Source organism: Faecalicoccus acidiformans (assembly GCF_014202635.1).
GTDB classification, from domain to species: domain Bacteria; phylum Bacillota_I; class Bacilli_A; order Erysipelotrichales; family Erysipelotrichaceae; genus Faecalicoccus; species Faecalicoccus acidiformans.
Window position 1 is genome coordinate 89711 of record NZ_JACHHD010000003.1, and the last position, 21076, is coordinate 110786.

The window sequence follows — 21076 nt, forward strand, 5'->3', positions numbered from 1 at the left end:
TTATTTTGAATATTGGTCAAAAAGTTGGAAATGTGCTATAATTTAGGAGCGAAAAGAGGGTTGTTTATGGTCTTTGATTTAAAAGGAGAATACATTACTCTTCAGCAGTTATTAAAAGCATGCGACGTGATTGACAGCGGTGGGCAGATCAAAGCATTCTTGATGAATGAAGAAATCTTAGTCAATGGTCAAAGAGAGACAAGACGAGGAAGAAAGCTTTACCGGGACGATGTCGTATCTTTTTATGATACAAGGATATTGATTCGATGAATCTGTCTTTTTTGCGATTGCGTAACTTTCGAAATTATTCAGATCTAACTTGTCGTTTTTCTTCTCAAGGAATTCATGTTCTGCATGGAAAAAATGCACAAGGGAAAACGAATTTGATCGAAGCGATTTATTATTTAAGTCATTTACGCTCTTTTCGAACACAAAATCAGGCACAGATGATCACACATGGTCAGAGTTTTTTTCATATGGATGCCCGGATTGAAACCATGAGGCGCAAAGAGGATCTAAAAGTCGTACTGATGCCTGAAAAGAAACATCTGTATCGATGGAATGAACCGGTTAAAAAGTATTCTGATTTTATTGGAATCTTGAATGCCGTTTTATTTTGTCCCGACGATTTGATGCTTTTTCAACAAAGTCCTAAAATGCGACGTCGTTTCATTGATATGGAATTGATCAAATTGTCGAGAGTTTATACTTTCACATTGAATCGATATCAAAAGCTTTTAAGACAGCGCAATGCGATTTTAAAAAATGATCGATTTGATCCGATTCTTTTGCAGACATTGACGAATCAAATGATCAAAGATCAGGTGGTAATCTTATCGCAAAGAGAGCAGTATTTGAAAGAATTAATGGAAAAGACTCAAAAGTTTTTTCATTTCTTTTCCAAGGAAAAAGAAGATATCGATGCAAAATATATAACTTTTGTACCGATGGATGAAAATTTAGAAGATTCTATTCGTCAGGCGTATCAAAAACATGAAAAACGTGATCGATTGACACATCAAACTCAAGTAGGAATCCATAAGGATGATATTGATTTTCATATGAATGGCATATCAATCAAGGATATCGCCAGTCAGGGACAAAAGCGCAGTCTGGTTTTATCTATGAAACTGGCTCTTTGTCAGATTATTTATGAAAAGCAGAAAGAATATCCGGTTTTATTATTGGATGATGTGTTCAGTGAATTGGATGTTTCTCGTTCGCGTCAGCTGATTTCGATTTTGCCGGAATCAATGCAGGTTTTTATCAGTTCTACAGATAAGCTGGATCGGTCTTTATTTCAAAATAAAGATGTTCGATATTATGAAATTATACAGGGTCATTGTAAGGAGGAAAGTCGATGAAAACAGAACAGGAACAACAAGTCATTGAGTTTGAAGAGTTGGAAAATGAAGCGACTCATGTCGATCATTCTTATACTGCAGATGATATTCAAGTCTTGGAAGGACTTGAAGCTGTTCGTCTTCGTCCGGGTATGTATATCGGTTCTACAAGTGCCAGAGGTCTTCATCATTTGGTTTGGGAAATTGTGGATAATGGAATCGATGAAGCGCTGGCCGGATATGCGAATCAAATTGATGTTGTGATTGAAAAGGACAATGTGATCTCGGTTCGTGATAATGGACGAGGTATGCCGGTTGGAATTCATGAAAAAACCGGAATCAGTGCCGTTGAAACGATAATGACAGTTTTGCATGCCGGCGGAAAATTCGGAGGCGGTGCTTATAAAGTCTCCGGTGGTCTGCACGGTGTCGGGGCCAGTGTTGTGAATGCGTTGAGTGAATGGCTGGAAGTAACGGTTTATCAAAACGGGCAAGTTTACTTTATTCGTTTTGAAAATGGAGGCCAGGCAGTAGAACCTTTAAAGGTCATCGGTCAAACCGAGGAATCTGGAACATTGGTTCGTTTTAAGGCAGATCCGGAAATTTTTAAAGAAACAACGATCTATGATTTTGAAACCTTGAATAAACGTTTGCGTCAGCTTGCCTTCTTAAATAAGGATATTCGCCTGACTTTAAAAGATGAACGAGAAGAAGAAGGGCAAAGTGTCAATTATAAATACGATGGTGGAATAATTGAATACGTGCAGTATTTAAATAAAGGAAAGAAGACTTTAGGCGATAAGGTCATCTATGTCGATGGTCTGCAAGATCAGATTTTGGCCGAAGTTGCACTGCAGTATAACGATGGTTATCAAAGCAACATTTATTCCTTCTGCAATAATATTCATACGCAGGAAGGCGGATTCCATGAAGATGGTTTCCGTATGGCTTTAACGCGTGTCATCAATGCCTATGCGCGAGAAAATAATTTGATCAAAAAAGAAGAATCTTTATCTCAAGATGATGTAAAAGAAGGTTTAGTGGCCATTATTTCGATTAAACATCCGGATCCGCAATATGAAGGACAAACCAAAACTAAATTAGGAAATAGTGAAGTCCGTAAGATTGTTTCCAATATTGCCGGAGAACAGATCAAACGCTTCTTCTTGGAAAATCCTCAAGATGCCAAGGCTATCGTGGAAAAAGCCATTGTTGCTTCTAAAGCCCGTTTGGCAGCTAAAAAAGCCCGTGAACTGACACGTAGAAAAAGCGCTTTAGACGGCATCAGTTCTCTTCCGGGAAAATTAACGGATTGTTCCAGTAAAGATGCCAGTGAATGCGAGATTTTTATTGTCGAGGGAGATTCTGCCGGAGGAAGTGCCAAACAAGGAAGAAATGCCAAGACACAGGCTATCCTTCCTTTGCGAGGTAAGATTTTAAATGTCGAAAAAGCTCGCCAACATCGAATTTTTGAAAATCAAGAGATTCGTTCTATGATCACAGCCTTTGGCTGCGGTATCCAGGATGAAGTCAATCTGGATAATCTTCGTTATCACAAGATCGTGATCATGACCGATGCCGATGTGGACGGCAGTCATATTTGTACATTGATGTTGACGTTTTTGTATCGCTTTATGCGTCCTGTTATTGAAAACGGGTATGTTTATATTGCTCAGCCTCCTTTATATAAAGTTCAAAAAGGAAAAAAAGTCGCTTATGCCTATAAGGAACAAGAGATGGATAAGCTGCGTGAAGAATTTAAAGATGGATATAAAGTACAGCGTTACAAAGGATTGGGTGAGATGGATGCCGAACAGCTTTGGGAAACTACAATGGATCCAGAACACCGTATTTTAAAACGTGTAACGATCGATGATGCGCTGGAAGCAGACAATGTTTTTTCGATGCTGATGGGAGAAGATGTGGATCCTCGTCGTGAATTTATCCAAGAAAATGCTGTTTATGCGAATTTAGATTACTAGGAGGTTTCCATGGAAGAAGAAAAGAAAAATTACGATACGATCGAAGATGTTGAAATCTCCAAAGAGATGCGCGAAGCATTTTTGGATTATTCGATGTCGGTTATCGTACAAAGAGCTTTACCAGATGTTCGTGATGGAATGAAACCGGTTCACCGAAGAATCTTGCATGCGATGAATATGTTGGGTATCACCAGCGGTGTGGCACATAAAAAAAGTGCTCGTATCGTTGGTGAAGTGATTGGTAAGTACCATCCTCATGGAGATACTGCAGTCTATGATGCGATGGTTCGTATGGCCCAGGATTTCTCTTATCGTTATCCGTTAGTGGATGGCCATGGAAATTTCGGCTCTTTGGATGGTGATGGCGCAGCTGCGATGCGTTATACCGAAGCTCGTATGTCAAAGATCTCAATGGAGATGATGCGAGATATCAATAAAGATACGGTAGATTTTATTCCAAACTACGATGGAGAAGAAAGCGAACCGGTTGTTTTACCTAGCCGTATTCCTAACTTATTGATCAATGGATCTGTAGGAATTGCGGTAGGTATGGCTACCAACATTCCTCCTCATAATCTTGGAGAGACGATTCAGGCCATTTTTAAGATCATGGATGATCCTGATATCACCGTTCCGGAATTGATGGAAGTGATCAAGGGACCAGATTTCCCAACCGGCGGGATCATTCTAGGCCGAAAAGGAATTCGACAAGCATACGAAACAGGTCGAGGATCGATCTTGATTCGTTCCAAATATCGAATTGAAGATTTAGAAAATGGGAAAAAACGAATTATCTTTTATGAAATTCCATATCAAGTCAATAAATTGAATCTCATCAAGAAAATGGCGGATCTGATTCGCGATAAAGAAATCCAGGGAGTTACTTATCTGAATGATGAAAGTAATCGTGAGGGAATCCGTATCGTTCTGGAATTGAAAAAAGATGTTCAGGAAGAAGTGATTTTAAATCAGCTTTTCCGTTTAACTCCTTTACAGACCAGTTTTGGAATCAATATGCTGGCTTTGGAAGGCGGTCGGCCAAAACAACTATCATTAAAAGAAATCTTGAATGACTATCTAGATCATCAAGTGGATGTAATCGTACGGAAAACAAAATTTGATTTAAAGAAAGCGAAAGACAGAGCACATATCTTAGAAGGTCTGCGTATTGCGATGGATCATATTGATGAAGTGATTCATTTGATTCGTTCCAGTAAAAAAGATGAAGCAGGTCTCGTGGAAGATCTTTGTGAAACTTTCGGTCTGACTCAAATCCAGGCAAAAGCCATTTTGGCTATGCAGTTAAGAAGATTGTCAGGATTGGAAAGAGATAAGATTGAAAGTGAATATCAGGAAATTCTAAAGACGATCGCAGATTTGGAAGATATCTTGGCAAATCATAATCGTGTATTACAAATCATCCGTGATGATTTAACAGAAATCAATCAAAAATATGGAGATGAAAGAAAAACAGAGATCAGTGATGCATCTTTTAATATGGAAGATGAGGATTTGATTCCAGTAGAGGAAAGCATCATCATGTTGACGGAATCGGGTTATATCAAGCGTCAGCCGACGGATACGTATCATACACAAAATCGCGGTGGTCGCGGAATCAAATCTTTGACTCTGAACGAAGAAGATTCCATTGATACAATGATCTCTATGTCTACTCATGATTGGCTTCTTTTGTTTACCAATAAAGGAAGAGTCTATCGAATGAAAGGTTTCCATATTCCTGTTGCTTCGCGAAATGCGAAAGGACTTCCTATTGTTAATTTATTGACCATGGAACCTGGAGAATCGGTAAAAACTTTATTGCCGATCCCTAAAGAACATGATCATATTCAAACCTTATTGTTCGTGACAAAGAACGGTATTGCCAAACGTACGGATCTGCGTGAATTTGATAATATCAACCGCAACGGTAAAAATGCGATCAGTCTGAAAGATAATGATGAATTAGCTTTTGTCAAAGCAACTTCCGGTAATGATGAGATCTTGATTGCGGGATCTAACGGAAAAGCTGTGCATTTTAAAGAAGATCAAATTCGCATCATGGGACGTACGGCAGCCGGTGTATCTGGTTTCAATTGTGATGGCAGTGAAGTAATTGGTGTTTGTTTATCCAGTGAAGGAGATACGATTCTTTCCATTTCAGAGAATGGATTTGGAAAACGAAGCAAACTTTCGGATTACCGATTAACATCGCGCGGTAAAAAAGGAGTGACTTCTTTAAATATCACAGAGAAAACCGGAAAACTTGTCAGTGTTCAGGCAGTCAATGGTGATGAAGATGCGATGATTGTATCCAGTGTAGGCATCATGATTCGTATTTCTCTTGAAAGCGTTGGCGTGTATGGAAGAAATACTCAAGGTATTAAATTGATCAATTTGACGGAAGATTCCAAAGTTACGAAAGTAACCTTAGTGGATCATCAGGAAGAAACAGAAGAATAGTCTAAACAGGTCTGTATAAAGACCTGTTTATATTATATGATTTTCATAGGATTGATCATAAATTGTTTTTTGTTCAAAACTTGCGTTCTGAACAAAAGAATGGTATAAAAGAACCGTAAAACGTTGAGAAGGATCAGTACATAAATTTTTTATGGTAGAGACGATATGGCTGGTGAAAATATCGATAAAGATTTATGGAATAGCCCCTTCAAGTGAATCAATGAATTCAGTAGTTGATTCCGGTACATACCGTTATCATGTCAAGAGATCTTATTTGATAAGATAAGAAGGGTGGCAACGCGAGACATCGTCCCTTTGTGGTACATGTCTCTTTTTTAGTGGACAAAAAGGAGGAAACAACAATGTTAGATATTAAATTTGTCCGTGAAAATCCAGATCTGGTCAAAGAAAATATTCGAAAAAAATTTCAAGATTCCAAGATTCCGCTGGTGAATGAAGTCTTGCAGGAGGATAAAGAACTTCGTCAGACTCAACAGCATGCGGATGATCTAAGAAGCCAGCGTAAATCAATTTCTAAACAGATTGGTGCTTTGATGGGTCAAGGAAAAAAAGAAGAAGCAGAAGAAGTCAAACAAAAGGTGGCTTCTATTGCTCAAGAATTAGAAGCATTGGAAACGAAAGAAGATCAGCTTCGTGAATCTGTCAAAGAAAAAATGATGATGATTCCAAATATGATCGATGAAAGTGTTCCTATCGGAAAAGATGATTCAGAAAATGTAGAATTGGAAAAATTTGGAGAACCTGTTGTTCCTGATTTTGAGATTCCTTATCATACGGAAATTATGGAAAAACTGAGCGGTATTGATTTAGACAGTGCCCGAAAAGTAGCAGGAAACGGATTCTATTATTTGATGGGAGATATCGCTCGTTTACATTCTGCCATTCTTTCATATGCCCGTGATTTTATGATCGATAAGGGATTTACATACTGCATTCCCCCTTATATGATTCGTTCTGCTGTCGTAGATGGCGTAATGAGTTTTGCGGAAATGGAAGGTATGATGTATAAAATCGAAGGCGAAGATCTATATTTGATTGGAACCAGCGAGCATTCGATGATCGGTAAATTTATTGATACGATCTTAGATGAAAAAGATCTTCCATATACTTATACTTCTTTCTCTCCTTGTTTTCGAAAAGAAAAAGGAGCTCATGGAATTGAAGAACGCGGAGTATACAGAATCCATCAGTTTGAAAAACAAGAAATGATCGTTGTCTGCAAGCCGGAAGAAAGCATGGAATGGTTCAAAAAACTTTATATGAATACAGTGGAATTCTTCCGATCTTTAGATATTCCAGTACGAACATTGGAATGCTGTTCTGGCGATTTGGCGGATTTGAAATGCAAATCCGTCGATGTTGAAGCATGGTCTCCTCGTCAGAAAAAGTATTTTGAGGTTGGAAGTTGTTCAAATTTGACGGATGCCCAGGCTAGACGTCTACGCATTCGTGTTAAAGATGAAAACGGCAATAAATATTTTGCTCATACATTAAACAATACTTGTGTAGCACCGCCACGTATGTTGATTGCATTCTTAGAAAACAATCTGCAAGAAGATGGCAGTGTATTGATTCCTGAAGCTTTACAACCTTATATGGGCGGTAAAAAGAAATTAGGTTAAAAGGTTGCCTTTTTTCAAAAGAATAAAAGGATTGAAAACCAAATTTCATATGATATAATGAAAAAGCTACTACAATGATGTCAAATGAATCAGGTCAGGTCGGGAACGAAGCAGCCTTAAGTTTGCTCCATCATGTGTAGTAGTTTTTTTTGTGGTAAAATAAATCTATGAATTCAGATGTATATTGGATGAAAAAAGCAATTGCGCAAGCCCAAAAAGCAGCATTGCATGACGAAGTGCCTATTGGCTGTGTCATTGTATCACATGACAAGATTGTTTCTCGTGCTTTTAATCAACGAGAGAAAAAGCAGTCTTCCATTGCCCATGCGGAGATCTTGGCGATCGAAAAAGCATGTAAAAAATTAGGATCCTGGCGACTGGAAGATTGTACTTTGTATGTTACTTTGGAACCATGTCCCATGTGTACAGGAGCCATCATTCAATCGCGAATTCCACGAGTTGTCTTCGGGGCCTATGATCCCAAGGGCGGCTGTATGGGATCTTGTACCAATTTGATTGAAGTAAAGGGATTCAATCATTATCCGGCGATTGAAGGCGGTGTACTTCAGGAAGAGTGTGCTTCTTTGTTGAAAGCTTTTTTTAGAGAAAAGCGGAAAAAATGACAGCTCTGAAACTATGTTATAATGGAGAACGGAAAGTGAGGCTGTGCCATGTATCAGGCTCTATATCGAAAATATCGACCTCAGACATTTGATGAGGTTGTAGGACAAAAACATATCATTCAAACATTAAAGAATGCGATCGTACAAGACCGTATTGCACATGCTTATTTATTTTGTGGACCACGCGGTACGGGAAAGACATCCATCGCGAAGATCTTTGCGAAAATGTTAAATTGTGAAGATAAAGAACATGCTCCCTGTGGAGAATGCTTGAATTGCCAAATGGTTCAAAACGGAAGTCATCCGGATATTATTGAAATCGATGCGGCATCCAATAATGGTGTAGATGAAGTCAGAGATTTGATTGATCGAGTCAAATATGCACCGATGCAAGGAACATATAAAATTTATATTATTGATGAAGTTCATATGATGACAACAGGAGCTTTTAATGCTCTTTTAAAGACAATTGAAGAGCCGCCGGCTCATGTGGTCTTTATTTTGGCCACAACGGAACCGAATAAAGTCATTCCTACGATTATTTCACGTTGTCAGCGTTTTGATTTTAACAAAGTCAGTCTGCAAGATCTGATCACTCGTCTTCAAATTGTTTGTCGATCCGAAAAAATCGATATCGATGAAGAAGCTGTTTATTTGATTGCACAGCTGAGTGATGGCGGAATGCGAGATGCCCTTTCTATTTTAGATCAATGTACGGCATTTTGTACTTCCAACATATCAATTGATGACGTCCGTCAAATCTATGGAGTCATGACGACAGCGGAATTAGGCACTTTGTTTTATGATTTGTATAAAGGAAATACAGAAGCCTTGATCAGGACTTTAAATGATGCGGAAGCTTCCGGGATGGATCTGAAGAGATTGACACAAGATATGATTTCCTTATTAAAAGACAGTCTGATTCTGGATCGTGCACCGCAGACTGGATTGGTATTACCGGCACATAAAGAAGTGATTCAGGAAAAATTTATGTTTTCCCCTTCCCCGTTCCGATTAAATGTATTGAATGAACTGATGGATACTTATACTAAATTTCACTATGCCTCCAGTATTTTAGATTATCTGGAGACAGCATTTCTGAAATGTGTTCTAAATTCAGATATTTCAAAAGAATCAAAAATCGAACAAAAGGTGGAAAACAAATCCAAAGAAAATGGTATTTCTGAACCAAAAATCACGGATTCTTCATATGATTTATCTTCTGATTATTCAGAAATTGATAAAAAAGAGGAAAATAATGCCGAAAATACAACAAAAATCGATGATTTGAAAATATCTGATGTTTCACGTGAAACATTGAAACAGGATAGGAATGAAGATCGTAAAATCAGATTAGAAGAAGAATATGTCTTGCAGCTGCTAGTCGGGGCACAAAAAAAGGAACGTCAGATTGATACACAGAAAATGAGTCAAAATGAGTATTATTTATCGGATCTGAAATTTGGAAGATTTGCGTCGACTCTTCGTAATGCGCATATAGTGGCCAGCGGAAAGAATTATATGATCGTTGGTGTGAATTCAGAAATTGAAGCTAAAGAGATCAATTCCCTTCAGTTAGAAGAAGGATATGAATCCTTTACAGAATCCATCTTAGGAGTAACAAAAGTAGTTTTTGCGTTAGATTCAAAACAAGAACAAAAAGTGTTGGAAGATTTCAAAATCAGGTGGGCAGAAAAAACATTACCAGAAGCAGCTGAAGTTCAAATCGTTCGAAAATCTAAGGTATCATCCCCGCAAAATACAAAGGAAGAACAAATGAAAGAACTCTTCCCCACTTTAGAAATCGTTGAGGACTAGGAGGAAATATGTATCCTAAAAAATTTGAAGATTTAATTACCGCTTTTCAACAATTACCAGGTGTTGGACATAAAACAGCGGAACGTTATGCGTTTGAAGTGATGAATTGGACAAAAGAAAAACAAGAAGAGTTTTTAGAGGGATTAAAGGTTTTATCTACCGGGATTGAAACTTGTCGAATCTGCGGAAATTTAAGTGAAGGAGATCTTTGTCCGATTTGTCTGGATGAAACAAGAGATACAAGTTTGATTTGTGTGGTACAGAGTCCTAAAGATATTGCGGCCGTAGAATCTATACAAGAGTATAAGGGTGTATATCATGTTTTAAATGGTGTGATCGATACATCTAAAGGGATTTTGCCGGAAGATCTACGTTTATCTTCTCTTTTACAGCGTGTGGAGGCAGGAAACGTAAAAGAAGTTATCTTGGCACTGGATCCCACTGTGGAAGGAGAAACGACTTCCCTTTATATTGAGACTTTATTAAAGGATAAAACACAGGTTACTCGTCCTGCATACGGAATTCCAATTGGAGGACATTTGGATTATACCGATTCTTTAACGTTATTACGCGCTTTTCAAGGTAGAAAATAGTATTTTAGGAGAAATCATATGAGTGTTTTATGAATATTCATATCATTTCTCCTGTTTTTAATTCTTTTCATATGATTTTTCCCTATTTTTATCTATATATTATTATTTTCATATGAATAATTTATCGATTTTCACATGTTCTTATAAAAAAATCAGATTTCAATTTTTATCATAAATACTTATATATTTATCTCATATGAAAATCATATTCTATATTTTTTATATGATTTTAGCTTATGAAATTGATATGATTTGGAAATATCTGATCCTATGAATAATTTTTGATATTCTAAAAATATGATAAAAATCAAAAATTAAGAAAAAGATATGTAATTGTAAAATGCGAACAATCATAGGAATTGCTTATGAATGATCCTACGCAATTATCTGCACATTAGATTTCATGTGAAATTCCTATGAAAAAATAGAAAAAACAAAAAAAATGTGATAAAATAAAAAAAACAATCAAACGAAACGTTAGGAAAATCATAGGAAAGGGGTTTTATAATGGGAGAAGAAAAGCCTATTGATGTTTTCTACGACATGGATATTGCGCAGATATGCCAACATTTTTCTAAATCAAGAAATACGGTAGATAAAGCCATTGCGAAACTGATCAAAGACAATCCGGATAAAGATTGGAAATACAAAAATCCGGAGACGCGGCGGATCACTATCAAGGCTGAGGGAGTAGAAAGGTTATCAAAGTATTTCCGAAAGGAAAAACATGAAGTTTCTACAGTGGAGATGGAACTTCGATATGAAAATGAAAAATTGAAAGCTATCATTGAAGAGAAAGAAAAGGCGCAGGCACAAATCGAAGCCCTCTATCAGGAACGCTTGGCTTTAGAGCTTGAAAAAAGCAAGCAGACTTTTCTTTTGGAAAATCAATCCAAAGAAGAAACTATCCAAAAACTTCAATTAGAAAATGAAAGTCTTCGTGAAGAAACAGAATCGTTAGAAGTTATTCGTCAAAGACTAGAAGAGTATAAGAAAAAAGAAGAAGAATATAATGGAAAATCCTTCTTCTATCGTCTTACTCACAAATTTTAAATGCCCTGGCTATTTTGCTGGGGCAATTTTTCTTATATTTCACCCCTATAATTGACAATATCTGATTAAATTCTGTAATCCCATCGTGATTCCTATGATATTCATATTCTATTTCATAATCCGTATGATTCGGATATACTGTTTTATCTGCACAAAGTTGAGCATTTTCACATTCATAAACTTGTCGCGTGGTTGTAAATTGTGCTATTTGGTTTAAATCTTTAGGAATATGAAATTCCTGAAACCATGCTGTAATTTCTGAATCTTTAATTTTAGATACATCTTCAGTATCGATCTCTTTTTCTAATTCATAATGTGTAATATCATCTTTTCGGATCTTTAATGTCAAAATATGTTTGGTTCCTATTGTTCGAATACGGAGTGCTCCGCCTTGTTTCTTTATTATCTGATCCGGGCTGTCATAATATGTATTAGTTTGGATCCAGGGTTTTGAAAATTCATATGTTTTTAGAAGAGTCTGGAATTCGTCTTCTCGTACAAGGATCTTTAATTCTCTTTCAATTGGTTTATCCATAAGACTTCCTCCTTTTTGAAAGTATGGTACAATAGAAAAATCAGAAAGGAAAGGTGTTTCCATGCGTTTTGGACTGATCGTACGAAATGATTCGCATTCAGATTCGGTGGCCCGCTACATAAAAGAACAATGTCTTCGAATCGGGTGGATCTATGATGATGCCGCTCCTGAACTTTTGATTTCCATAGGAGGAGACGGAACGTTATTGCGCGGAATTCATCATTATATTGATCATCTGAACAGAATCAGTGTTGTCGGGATCCACACAGGTACTCTTGGCTTTTATACGGATTATACCCAAGAAGAAGTCGATACATTTATTCATGACATACAGTTTCACGAAGTCCAATACGAAGAAATGCCTTTGTTGGAAATGCAGATCGATGATTCATCGGATCGGCTATATGCTTTAAATGAGATGCGGATCGAATCGGTATCGCGAACACTTTCTTTAGATGTATCGATTGACGGAGAATGTTTTGAACATTGTACGGGGTCTGGCATCTGCATCAGTACACAAGCAGGGTCTACGGCAATCAACCGTGCTTTACAAGGAGCTGTGATCGATGATGGGCTGCGGGTCTTGCAGCTTTGCGAAATCATGCCGATTTCACATAAGAATCATCACTCCCTAAGAAATCCATATATCATGCGTTTAGATCGCCGCATCGAAGTGCAATCGGATTCTTTTATTTCGGCTAGAGTTTGTTATGATCATCTGGATCGCTCTTTGGATCAGGCAAAGCATTTATTGATTCAGACATCCCAAAAAAAAGTGCGCTTTGCGCGCTATCGACAGTATTCATATTTAAAGCGATTAAAAAATCTTTACTAAACCCTCTTTGAGATCCTTTGGGATCTTTTTTTGATTTTCTTGGGCCCTCCCTTTTTTAAGACGATGACTTTTTTAGAAACCGGAGAGAGATTCATAATGATCGCAAACGAAATAAAATAAGATAAAATACTGCTTCCGCCATAAGAGATCATCGGCAATGTGATTCCGGTGATGGGCACAAGACCTACGATCATTCCTAAGTTTTGGATCTGTTGGTAAACCATCATCGCAATGACGCCGATCACGATGAAACGATCGGTGCGATTCGTTGTGTTATAAGCGATCTTAAATAAAACAAAGTCAAACAACAAGCAGATCACCAGCACAAAAGTGGTTCCTAAAAGACCAAAACATTGTCCGAAGGCCGCAAAGATAAAATCGGTGTGAGCCTCTGGAATCGCAATGATGTCAGCTTGCAGACCATAACCGGTCAAACCGGCACTACCCAATGACAATAAGGCGGTATAAAGCTGATTTGAACTGCCCTGAATGTTCGATTCCGGATCCAGCCAGGCATCGATTCGGCTCAATCGATAGTTGGAAATAAAAATCTCTAAAAAATCTCGTTGGAAAAAATAGAGATAAATGAACAAAAAGACGACAAAAACAATGGCTCCGCCTAAAATATAAAGATATTGTTTGCGGATCCCTGAACACATCAAAAGGATCAGCGTATTGACCAAGATGATGATCACGACTCCAGTATCGGGTTGAAGAAAGATCAAAACTAAAGGAGGGATCAAGATCTTGGCTATCTTGATCAATAAAGTCCAGTCATCCTTCCAAGTGGGATCCGGATGTTGTTCCTGATGTGAACTGATAATCTTTGAAATCAAGACAATCAAAACGATCTTGATAAATTCACTGGGCTGAAAACTGGCAAAAGGCAAAGAAAACCAGGAGACGGCACCGTTGATCGAAGTGGCAAAGGGAAGATGAAAGCTTCCGCCGCTGATACTGATGAGAATTCGCGAGATCAAAAGATAGATCAGACACCCCATTAGAAAGCGATAAGCTTTGTTCATGATTCGAAAAATGGCCTGGTTTTGAAAAGAACATAAGAAAAACATGGCCACAAATCCAATGATGTACCACATGATCTGACGCATCATGTATCCATAGCCAGATCCGTCACTAATCAAATTAAAGGCATTGTATAACGCAAAAAAACTGGTTAGACCCATTACGATCAACATCACGATCAGACCGACATCGATTCGAAATGTGAATTTTCCAATGGTAATGGTTTGTTTCATGCCCGTACTCCTTTTCGTTTTGTTGAGTAATAGTATATCATAGATTGGTTAGGAAAGAGAAAAGACAGGAAGTGAAAGATTCTTGAAATCCGCTTCTGTAAAAATTTATAATAAGAATATGCCAGAAAAGAAATATACTCCTATGATGCAGCATTATCTGCAATTGAAAGAAGAAAATCCCGAACCCATCTTGTTCTATCGTCTTGGTGATTTCTATGAGATGTTTTTTGAAGATGCGAAACTCGCAAGTCAGGAATTGGACCTGGTTTTGACAGGGCGAAGTGCCGGTGTCGAAGAAAAGGTTCCCATGTGCGGGATCCCTTACCATGCGGCCTCCTCTTATATACAACGATTGATAAAAAAAGGATATAAAGTTGCGATCTGTGAACAACTTTCCGATCCTGCCACATCCAAAGGACTGGTCGATCGCGGAATCATCCGCATCATCACACCCGGAACTTATATGGATGAAAACCAGGATGCCAAAGCTTCCAATTATATGGCGAGCATCTGTGTCAATGCGTATGAGATCCTGGTACTGTATGCCGAGCTCAGTACGGGCGAATTAAAATATCGCACCTTAGAGCGTTCTTTGGTTGCTCTTCAAAAAGCAATCTTGGAAGAAGAAGTCTGTGAAGTCATCTGTCCGATGTCTCTGGATAAAAAATGGAAACAGGCCCTGGAAGAGATGGAGGATGTCCTGATTTCTTACCAGAAAAAAACGGCTCTGGAACCAGAAGATCAAAATCTTCTGAATAACAGCGGTTCTATCTCCTTGCAGGAAGCGCTGGCACAATTGATGGGATATTTGCGCCTGACGCAAAAACAGCACATTGATCATTTTTTGCCGGCCGAAAGTATGGATCGCGATCTGCATTTGGTCATGGACTATGAAACACGAAAACATTTGGAATTGGTATCGAGTACATCTTCTACCGGGAAAGGATGCAGTCTGTGGGAGTTTATGGATCATTGTCAGAGTGCCATGGGTTCTCGTCTTTTGAAGCGCTGGATCGAGATGCCTTTATTGGATGTTTCTTTGATTCACAAGCGCCAGAAAGCAATTCAAATTTTGATCGATGATTTTCTATTGCGCGAAGAGCTTAAAGAACATTTGACCTATGTATACGATATGGAACGTCTGGCCAGCCGTATGGCATACGGAAATGCCAGTCCGCGGGATGTTCTTCAACTCAAGGCCACTTTGGAACACGCCGCTCCCATTTTGGACCTGGCCGTCAAACTGGATAGCTTTCCTGAATTTCAGATGGTTCCAGATTGTCAGGAACTCTTTGAGGAAATCAAAGATGCGATCGTAAACGAACCTCCGTTGACCCTCAAAGAGGGAGGTGTTTTTCAAGAAGGATATCACCAGAAGCTTGATGAACTTCGCCAGTTTGCCGATCGAGGCCAACAATTTATCTTGGATCTGGAAGCTAAAGAGCGAGAACGGACCGGAATCAAATCTTTGAAGATCGGCTATAATCGCGTATTTGGTTATTATATAGAAGTCCGAAACGGAAACCTGTCCAATATCAAGGAAGAGTTTGGATATCATGCCAAGCAGACCTTAGCCAATGCCACTCGTTTTGTGACCCAGGAACTCAAAGAAAAAGAAGAACAGATCTTGCATGCCAAAGAATCAAAAATCAAATTGGAACAAGAGTTATTTAAAGCGCTTTTAGAAAAGATCAAAAGCCGTTTGTTTGATCTGCATGCCCTGGCCGGTGCTTTGGCGAAGATTGATGTCTTGGTTTCTTTGGCTTTGATCGCTCATGAAAAAGGGTATATATGCCCGACGTTTCATCCGGACCAAAGCGTGCATATCCAAGAAGGAAAACATCCGATCCTGGATGATCGAATGAAGAAGAAACGTTATGTCTCCAACGACTGGAATATGAAAAAAGAACAGTGTATCGAACTGATTACCGGACCGAATATGGGAGGGAAATCCACCTATATGCGACAAAACGCCTTGTTGGTGATCTTGGCACAGATGGGTAGCTTTATCCCGGCTAAACAAGCAGATATGCCTGTTTTTGATCGAATTTTTACACGCATTGGCGCCAGCGATGATATTTTGACCGGAAAATCAACGTTTATGGTAGAGATGATGGAAGCCAATACGGCTTTACGGTATGCGACCAATCGCTCCTTGATCTTGTTCGATGAAATTGGACGAGGAACCGCTACGTATGACGGAATGGCTTTGGCACAGGCAATGCTGGAATACATTGAAGAAGCCATTCAGGCCAAGACGTTATTTTCGACACACTATCATGAATTGACACAGCTTTCCCAGAATCATCCGGGCATCTTTAATGTGCATGTCGATGTCAAAGAAAAACAAAACGAAACCGAATTTCGATATCGAATCGTCGAAGGCAAAGCCGACAAATCATATGGTGTCAACGTGGCTCGATTGGCACATTTGCCAAAGGTTGTTTTGGACAGAGCTTCGATGTTGTTGAATGACTTTGAAAGTCAAGGGGTTTCCCAAGATTATCAGCCGAGTTTATTTGTGATGGAACAAGTTCAACCTAAAAAATCAGAATTGATGGAACGTCTGCAGAATTTGGATGTTGATTCTTTAACGCCCAGAGAAGCATTGGACTGTCTTTATGAATTTAAAAAGCTGGCCGATGAGATCGAAGAATAGGAGGAAGCATGGCAAAGATCCAAGTATTGAGTGAACATTTGACAAATATGATTGCTGCCGGAGAAGTCGTTGAACGACCGGCAGGCATTGTAAAAGAATGTGTCGAAAACAGTATCGATGCCGGTGCTCGTGTGATCGATATCGAAGCTTTTCAAGGCGGAATCGAACGTTTGATCATTACAGATGACGGCAGCGGGATGGATCCTCAGGATGCATCGATGGCCTTTATGCGCCATGCCACAAGCAAGCTTTCCACGGAAGAAGGACTTTTTAATATTCAGACAATGGGATTTCGCGGCGAAGCTTTGCCTAGTATTGCCTCTGTAGCGCATGTGCGTTTAGAGACTAACGATGGCAGGCAAGGAACGATGATCGAATACGATTACGGCCAGCTGGTCCGTGAAGAAAGCGGACATTTTCCCAAGGGGACTTCGATTACGATCAGCGGGCTGTTCTTAAAGACTCCGGCTCGATTCAAACACTTGAAGAGCGTTTCTTATGAATTTAGTATCATTGCGGATTTAATCAATAAAATGGCACTTTCTCATCCAGAGATTCGATTTACCTTATCGCACGAAGGCCGGGTTGTCTTTCAAACTGCCGGCAACGGCAGTCTGCAGGAGATCTTGTATCAGATGTATGGCCGTGAAGTTGCCAAAGAAGCCATACCTTTTCAGGGACAGAATGAGGATTTTAAGATCACAGGCTATGCCGTACAGCCAAAGATCAATCGTGCTACAAAATATTTCATGTTTATTACGATGAATTCACGTCTGATTCGAAGCATTCCGATCCAAAAGGCAATCTTGGATGCTTATGGATCGTATTTGCCTTCGCAGCGTTTTCCCATTGTCGTTTTAGATATCCAGACGGATGCCCAGCTGGTGGATGTCAATGTGCATCCTAATAAATGGGAAATTCGTCTTTCGAAACAGAATGAATTGTTGGAACTGATCAAAACAACACTGGTATCCGCGCTCTCGCAATCGTTAAGAACCGTAAAGATCCAGCCCAAGGCAACGCCTCAATTCAAACAGGAAACATTTGATTTTCCGATCCCTGTCGTACAAGAACTTGTTCGATCAAAACCTTCAGCCATAGAACAAACGATCGAACAAGGATTTGCTCAATATGAAAAACCGGAACCGGTTGTAAAAGAAGAACCGGTCTTGTATGAGGCAGAACCGGAAGAAACAACACAAGGCAAGGAATTCTTTTCGCATCTGCGTCTGATTGGCCAGCTTAAAGAATCTTATATTCTTTGCGAAAATGAAGAAGGATTGGTTTTGATCGATCAGCACGCTGCCCAGGAACGATATCATTATGAGCAGCTGGTCAAACAGATCTATCAAAAAGAGCCATCGGTTCAGCCTTTGATGGTTCCGATACAGATCCCCGTATCACAATCGGTGATTGCCCAAATGGAGACGATCAACGAAAAGACACGTCCTTTTGGGATCGTATTTGAACTGTTCGGAGTGGATCGCTTGCTTGTCCGTCAAGTTCCGCTATGGTTTCAGGATGTTGACCAAGAAGCTTTTTTCCACGATTTGCTGGATTTTTTTATCCAGAATCACGAAGTGGATATGGAGGCTTTGCGCAAACATGTGATTGCCACGATGGCATGTCATTCTTCCATCCGTTTTCATCGAACTTTGAGCGAAGCAGAAATGCGGCAAGTGATCCTCGATCTGCAAAAATGCGATCAGCCCTATCATTGTCCGCATGGACGGCCGACCGTGATCACATTGAGCGAAAAAGATCTGCGAAAGGAGTTTGAACGTGGATAAGATATTAGCCATCGTAGGGCCGACAGGTATTGGAAAAAGTGCTTGTTCGATTGAACTCGCAAAAGCTTTGGATGCGCAAATTATATCCGGAGATTCAATGCAGGTATACCGGCAGATGAATATCGGAACTGCCAAGATCACGCCCTCAGAGATGCAGGGAATCAAGCATTATCTGGTGGGGATCCAAGATTATCGCGATCCTTACAATGTCTGTATCTTCCAAAAAAAAGCCAAAGAAGCAATCGATCAGATCCAAAAACAAGGAAAGCTTCCCATTTTCTGCGGAGGAACGGGTTTGTATTTAAAAGCGGCCTTGTATGACTATACTTTTGAGGAAGAACAAAAAGATGAAGAATATTTGAGACTGTTGGAAACAAAGACCAATGAAGAACTGTTTCAACTTCTTCAAAACGCAGATCCGCAAGCAGCTGAAAAGATCCATCCTCATAACCGCAAGCGTTTGATTCGCGCTTTGGAGATTGCTCATAGCGGCATCACCAAGACGCAAAGAGAAAAAGAACAGGAACACAAGCCTTTGTATGATGTTTATTTTTTAGGTTTGACAATGGACCGGCAAAAACTGCATCAAAGAATCGATCAGCGCGTAGACAAAATGTTTGAAGAAGGCTTGGTTCAGGAAGCCACTTCATTGTTTGCAGATCCGAAAACTTGGGAGTATACAAGTTTTCAAGGAATCGGGTATAAAGAGTTTAAACCCTATTTTGAACAAAAAGCGACCTTGGAGGAAGTGAAACTAGCGATACAAAAACATTCGCGCCAATATGCCAAAAGACAGATGACTTGGTTTAAACATCAGATGCCGGTGCACTGGTTTGAAAAAGACGACCCCAAACTTTGGGAATCGGTTCGGGAGTGGTACTATGGATAATGTAAGAACCCAAGGGATCTTGGGAAAAGAAAGCAGCAAACGATTGCGTCAGAAAACCGTGCTTGTCGTTGGTTTGGGCGGTGTCGGATCGTTTTGTGTTGAGGCCTTGGCCCGTACCGGAATCGGCCATTTGATCTTGGTGGATGCGGATGTCTTTGAAGATTCCAACCGCAATCGGCAGTTGGGAGCGACTCAAGAAACAATAGGGCAGAAAAAGACGGAAGTTTTAAAAAAAAGAGTCCTTTCGATCACAGATGCTCAAGTGGACACCTATGATTTTTTTTATGATCATACTAAAGACAAAGAGCTGTTCTCACACACAATCGATTTTGTCTGCGACTGTATCGACTCTCTTTCCAGCAAACAAGACCTGATGCAGGCTTGTCTGCAGCGGCAGATTCCTTTTTTGTCTTGTATGGGAATGGGCAGACGTTTCGATCCTACCAAGCTTGAAGTCATGGAATTAGAAAAAACATCGAATGATCCGCTGGCCAAGCGCTTGCGGATCTGGAAACGGAAACAAAGAATCAAAAATAAGATTCCGGTGGTCTGCAGCCGGGAAACCCCGATTCCGCAAGTTGAGGGGCAGCCGCTGGCTTCCGTGATCTTTGTGCCAGCCAGTGCAGGGCTTCTGATCGCAAAAGAATGCATAGAAAGATTATTAAAATAGAGGAAAGATTTGTATGAAAGATGTATTTATCATCAATCCCAAAGGCCAAAAGAAGGAGCAGCTGGAACTGATTCATCAGATCCAGGAGGTCTTTCAAGGAAGACGGATCATCATTGAAAAGACCAATGGACCGGGACATGCGCGTTTTATTGCGCAAAAATATGCTTTAAAAACCGAAGAACCGGTGCATCTTTACGTCTGTGGCGGAGATGGAACCTTGCACGAAGTGGTCAACGGTATGGCACAGGCGCCTCATATTTATTTATCCATACTGCCGATCGGGACAGGGAATGACTTTATTAAATCTTTTGAAGGTTTAACCAAACAGGATTTTCTGGATCTGTCGGCATATCAGGATGCGATCGAGATGGATTGTGACCTTTTGAAGGTGAATGGAGAATACGCATTGAACTCTGTATCGATCGGGTTTGATGTCCATGTGGCAGATGCTGCCAACAAGACGAAGAAGATCATTCCCAAAGGCGGGATCTTTCATTATACGTTAGGGATGTTGACCAGTCTATGCAAACCGCTGGGAGAAACTTACGCTTTGCAGATCGATCAGGAACGTTTCGAACCGGAATTCTATACGTTTTTGGTTTTTGCGAACGGGCGATTTTATGGCGGGGGATACCAGCCTTGTCCGGCAGCTTTGTTGAATGATGGCGAAATGGATATTTGCCTTGTCAAAAAAGTCTCACGAACGCAGATCGTTTCATTAGCAAAGCTCTATGAAAGAGGAGAACACATCCATTATCCGGATTTGGTGATCTCAAAAAAAGGAAAAATCGTTCATGTGGATACAGAAAACAAAGAGGTGAAGATGAATTTGGATGGGGAAGTACGCTCTTTCAAAAACCCAACGATCGAGATCGAACCGCATGCGATTCATTTATTGTTGCCAAATAAAAAAGACTGAATACATTT

The 21076-nt window shown here is 39.6% G+C and carries 17 protein-coding genes, 1 other RNA gene and 1 other annotated feature; of the genes, 16 read left to right on the top strand and 2 right to left on the bottom strand.

Annotation, left to right across the window (positions count from 1 at the left end; translation table 11 throughout):
- The first annotated feature begins 66 nt into the window (after positions 1 to 66).
- From yaaA to HNQ43_RS02315, 10 genes are all read left to right on the top strand, one after another.
- Positions 67 to 270, top strand: coding sequence for a S4 domain-containing protein YaaA (yaaA, locus tag HNQ43_RS02270; RefSeq protein ID WP_183374370.1), 204 nt, complete (start codon positions 67 to 69; stop codon positions 268 to 270).
- Positions 267 to 1364 (top strand): DNA replication/repair protein RecF, encoded by a 1098-nt coding sequence (recF, locus tag HNQ43_RS02275; RefSeq protein WP_183374372.1) that lies wholly within the window; start codon positions 267 to 269, stop codon positions 1362 to 1364. Before yaaA ends, recF begins: the two co-directional genes overlap by 4 nt.
- Positions 1361 to 3325 carry a DNA topoisomerase (ATP-hydrolyzing) subunit B gene (gene gyrB, locus HNQ43_RS02280; protein WP_183374374.1) on the top strand — a complete coding sequence of 655 codons (1965 nt, stop codon included), beginning with the start codon at positions 1361 to 1363 and terminating at the stop codon, positions 3323 to 3325. The genes recF and gyrB overlap by 4 nt, the downstream gene beginning before the upstream one ends.
- 9 nt (positions 3326 to 3334) lie before the next feature.
- Positions 3335 to 5785: a DNA gyrase subunit A gene (gyrA, locus tag HNQ43_RS02285; RefSeq protein WP_183374376.1), complete on the top strand. Its 2451-nt coding sequence runs from the start codon at positions 3335 to 3337 to the stop codon at positions 5783 to 5785.
- Between the two features lie 114 nt (positions 5786 to 5899).
- Positions 5900 to 6103: a binding site (T-box leader), on the top strand.
- A 44-nt stretch (positions 6104 to 6147) separates the two neighbouring features.
- Entirely contained in the window at positions 6148 to 7428 is a 1281-nt protein-coding gene (serS, locus tag HNQ43_RS02290; protein WP_183374378.1) for a serine--tRNA ligase, read from the top strand.
- A 58-nt stretch (positions 7429 to 7486) separates the two neighbouring features.
- An RNA gene (gene ffs, locus HNQ43_RS02295) (signal recognition particle sRNA small type) lies at positions 7487 to 7584 on the top strand.
- A gap of 11 nt (positions 7585 to 7595) precedes the next feature.
- A complete protein-coding gene (gene tadA / locus HNQ43_RS02300; RefSeq protein ID WP_183374380.1) occupies positions 7596 to 8051 on the top strand; it encodes a tRNA adenosine(34) deaminase TadA in 456 nt (151 codons plus the stop codon).
- Positions 8052 to 8099: 48 nt separating this feature from the next.
- A complete protein-coding gene (gene dnaX, locus HNQ43_RS02305; protein WP_183374382.1) occupies positions 8100 to 9869 on the top strand; it encodes a DNA polymerase III subunit gamma/tau in 1770 nt (589 codons plus the stop codon).
- 8 nt (positions 9870 to 9877) lie between these two features.
- Positions 9878 to 10462, top strand: coding sequence for a recombination mediator RecR (gene recR, locus HNQ43_RS02310; protein ID WP_183374384.1), 585 nt, complete (start codon positions 9878 to 9880; stop codon positions 10460 to 10462).
- Positions 10463 to 10969: 507 nt separating this feature from the next.
- Positions 10970 to 11515: a hypothetical protein gene (locus tag HNQ43_RS02315; RefSeq protein ID WP_183374386.1), complete on the top strand. Its 546-nt coding sequence runs from the start codon at positions 10970 to 10972 to the stop codon at positions 11513 to 11515.
- Here the strand turns inward: HNQ43_RS02315 and HNQ43_RS02320 are convergent.
- Positions 11499 to 12050, bottom strand: coding sequence for a CYTH domain-containing protein (locus HNQ43_RS02320; RefSeq protein WP_183374388.1), 552 nt, complete (start codon positions 12048 to 12050; stop codon positions 11499 to 11501). The genes HNQ43_RS02315 and HNQ43_RS02320 overlap by 17 nt on opposite strands.
- Positions 12051 to 12111: 61 nt before the next feature.
- Between HNQ43_RS02320 and HNQ43_RS02325 the strand changes: the two genes are divergently transcribed.
- The gene (locus tag HNQ43_RS02325) at positions 12112 to 12885 is read left to right on the top strand and encodes an NAD kinase (RefSeq protein ID WP_183374390.1); all 774 of its coding nucleotides are present in this window, start codon (positions 12112 to 12114) and stop codon (positions 12883 to 12885) included.
- Here HNQ43_RS02325 and HNQ43_RS02330 read toward each other — a convergent pair.
- Positions 12882 to 14141, bottom strand: a complete 1260-nt coding sequence (locus HNQ43_RS02330; protein WP_183374392.1) for an FtsW/RodA/SpoVE family cell cycle protein — start codon at positions 14139 to 14141, stop codon at positions 12882 to 12884. The two genes, HNQ43_RS02325 and HNQ43_RS02330, sit on opposite strands and share 4 nt — an antisense overlap.
- A gap of 118 nt (positions 14142 to 14259) precedes the next feature.
- On the opposite strand from HNQ43_RS02330, the gene mutS reads away from it, so the two are divergent.
- Genes mutS through HNQ43_RS02355 form a run of 5 tightly spaced genes read left to right on the top strand, consistent with a single transcriptional unit; the run spans position 14260 to position 21068 of the window.
- Positions 14260 to 16800, top strand: coding sequence for a DNA mismatch repair protein MutS (mutS, locus tag HNQ43_RS02335; RefSeq protein ID WP_183374394.1), 2541 nt, complete (start codon positions 14260 to 14262; stop codon positions 16798 to 16800).
- Positions 16801 to 16808: 8 nt separating this feature from the next.
- Positions 16809 to 18590, top strand: coding sequence for a DNA mismatch repair endonuclease MutL (gene mutL, locus HNQ43_RS02340; protein ID WP_183374396.1), 1782 nt, complete (start codon positions 16809 to 16811; stop codon positions 18588 to 18590).
- Positions 18583 to 19479 (top strand): tRNA (adenosine(37)-N6)-dimethylallyltransferase MiaA, encoded by an 897-nt coding sequence (miaA, locus tag HNQ43_RS02345; protein WP_183374398.1) that lies wholly within the window; start codon positions 18583 to 18585, stop codon positions 19477 to 19479. Before mutL ends, miaA begins: the two co-directional genes overlap by 8 nt.
- Positions 19472 to 20149, top strand: a complete 678-nt coding sequence (locus tag HNQ43_RS02350) for a tRNA threonylcarbamoyladenosine dehydratase (protein WP_183374400.1) — start codon at positions 19472 to 19474, stop codon at positions 20147 to 20149. The genes miaA and HNQ43_RS02350 overlap by 8 nt, the downstream gene beginning before the upstream one ends.
- A gap of 13 nt (positions 20150 to 20162) precedes the next feature.
- Positions 20163 to 21068: a diacylglycerol/lipid kinase family protein gene (locus HNQ43_RS02355; RefSeq protein WP_183374402.1), complete on the top strand. Its 906-nt coding sequence runs from the start codon at positions 20163 to 20165 to the stop codon at positions 21066 to 21068.
- Positions 21069 to 21076: the final 8 nt, after the last annotated feature.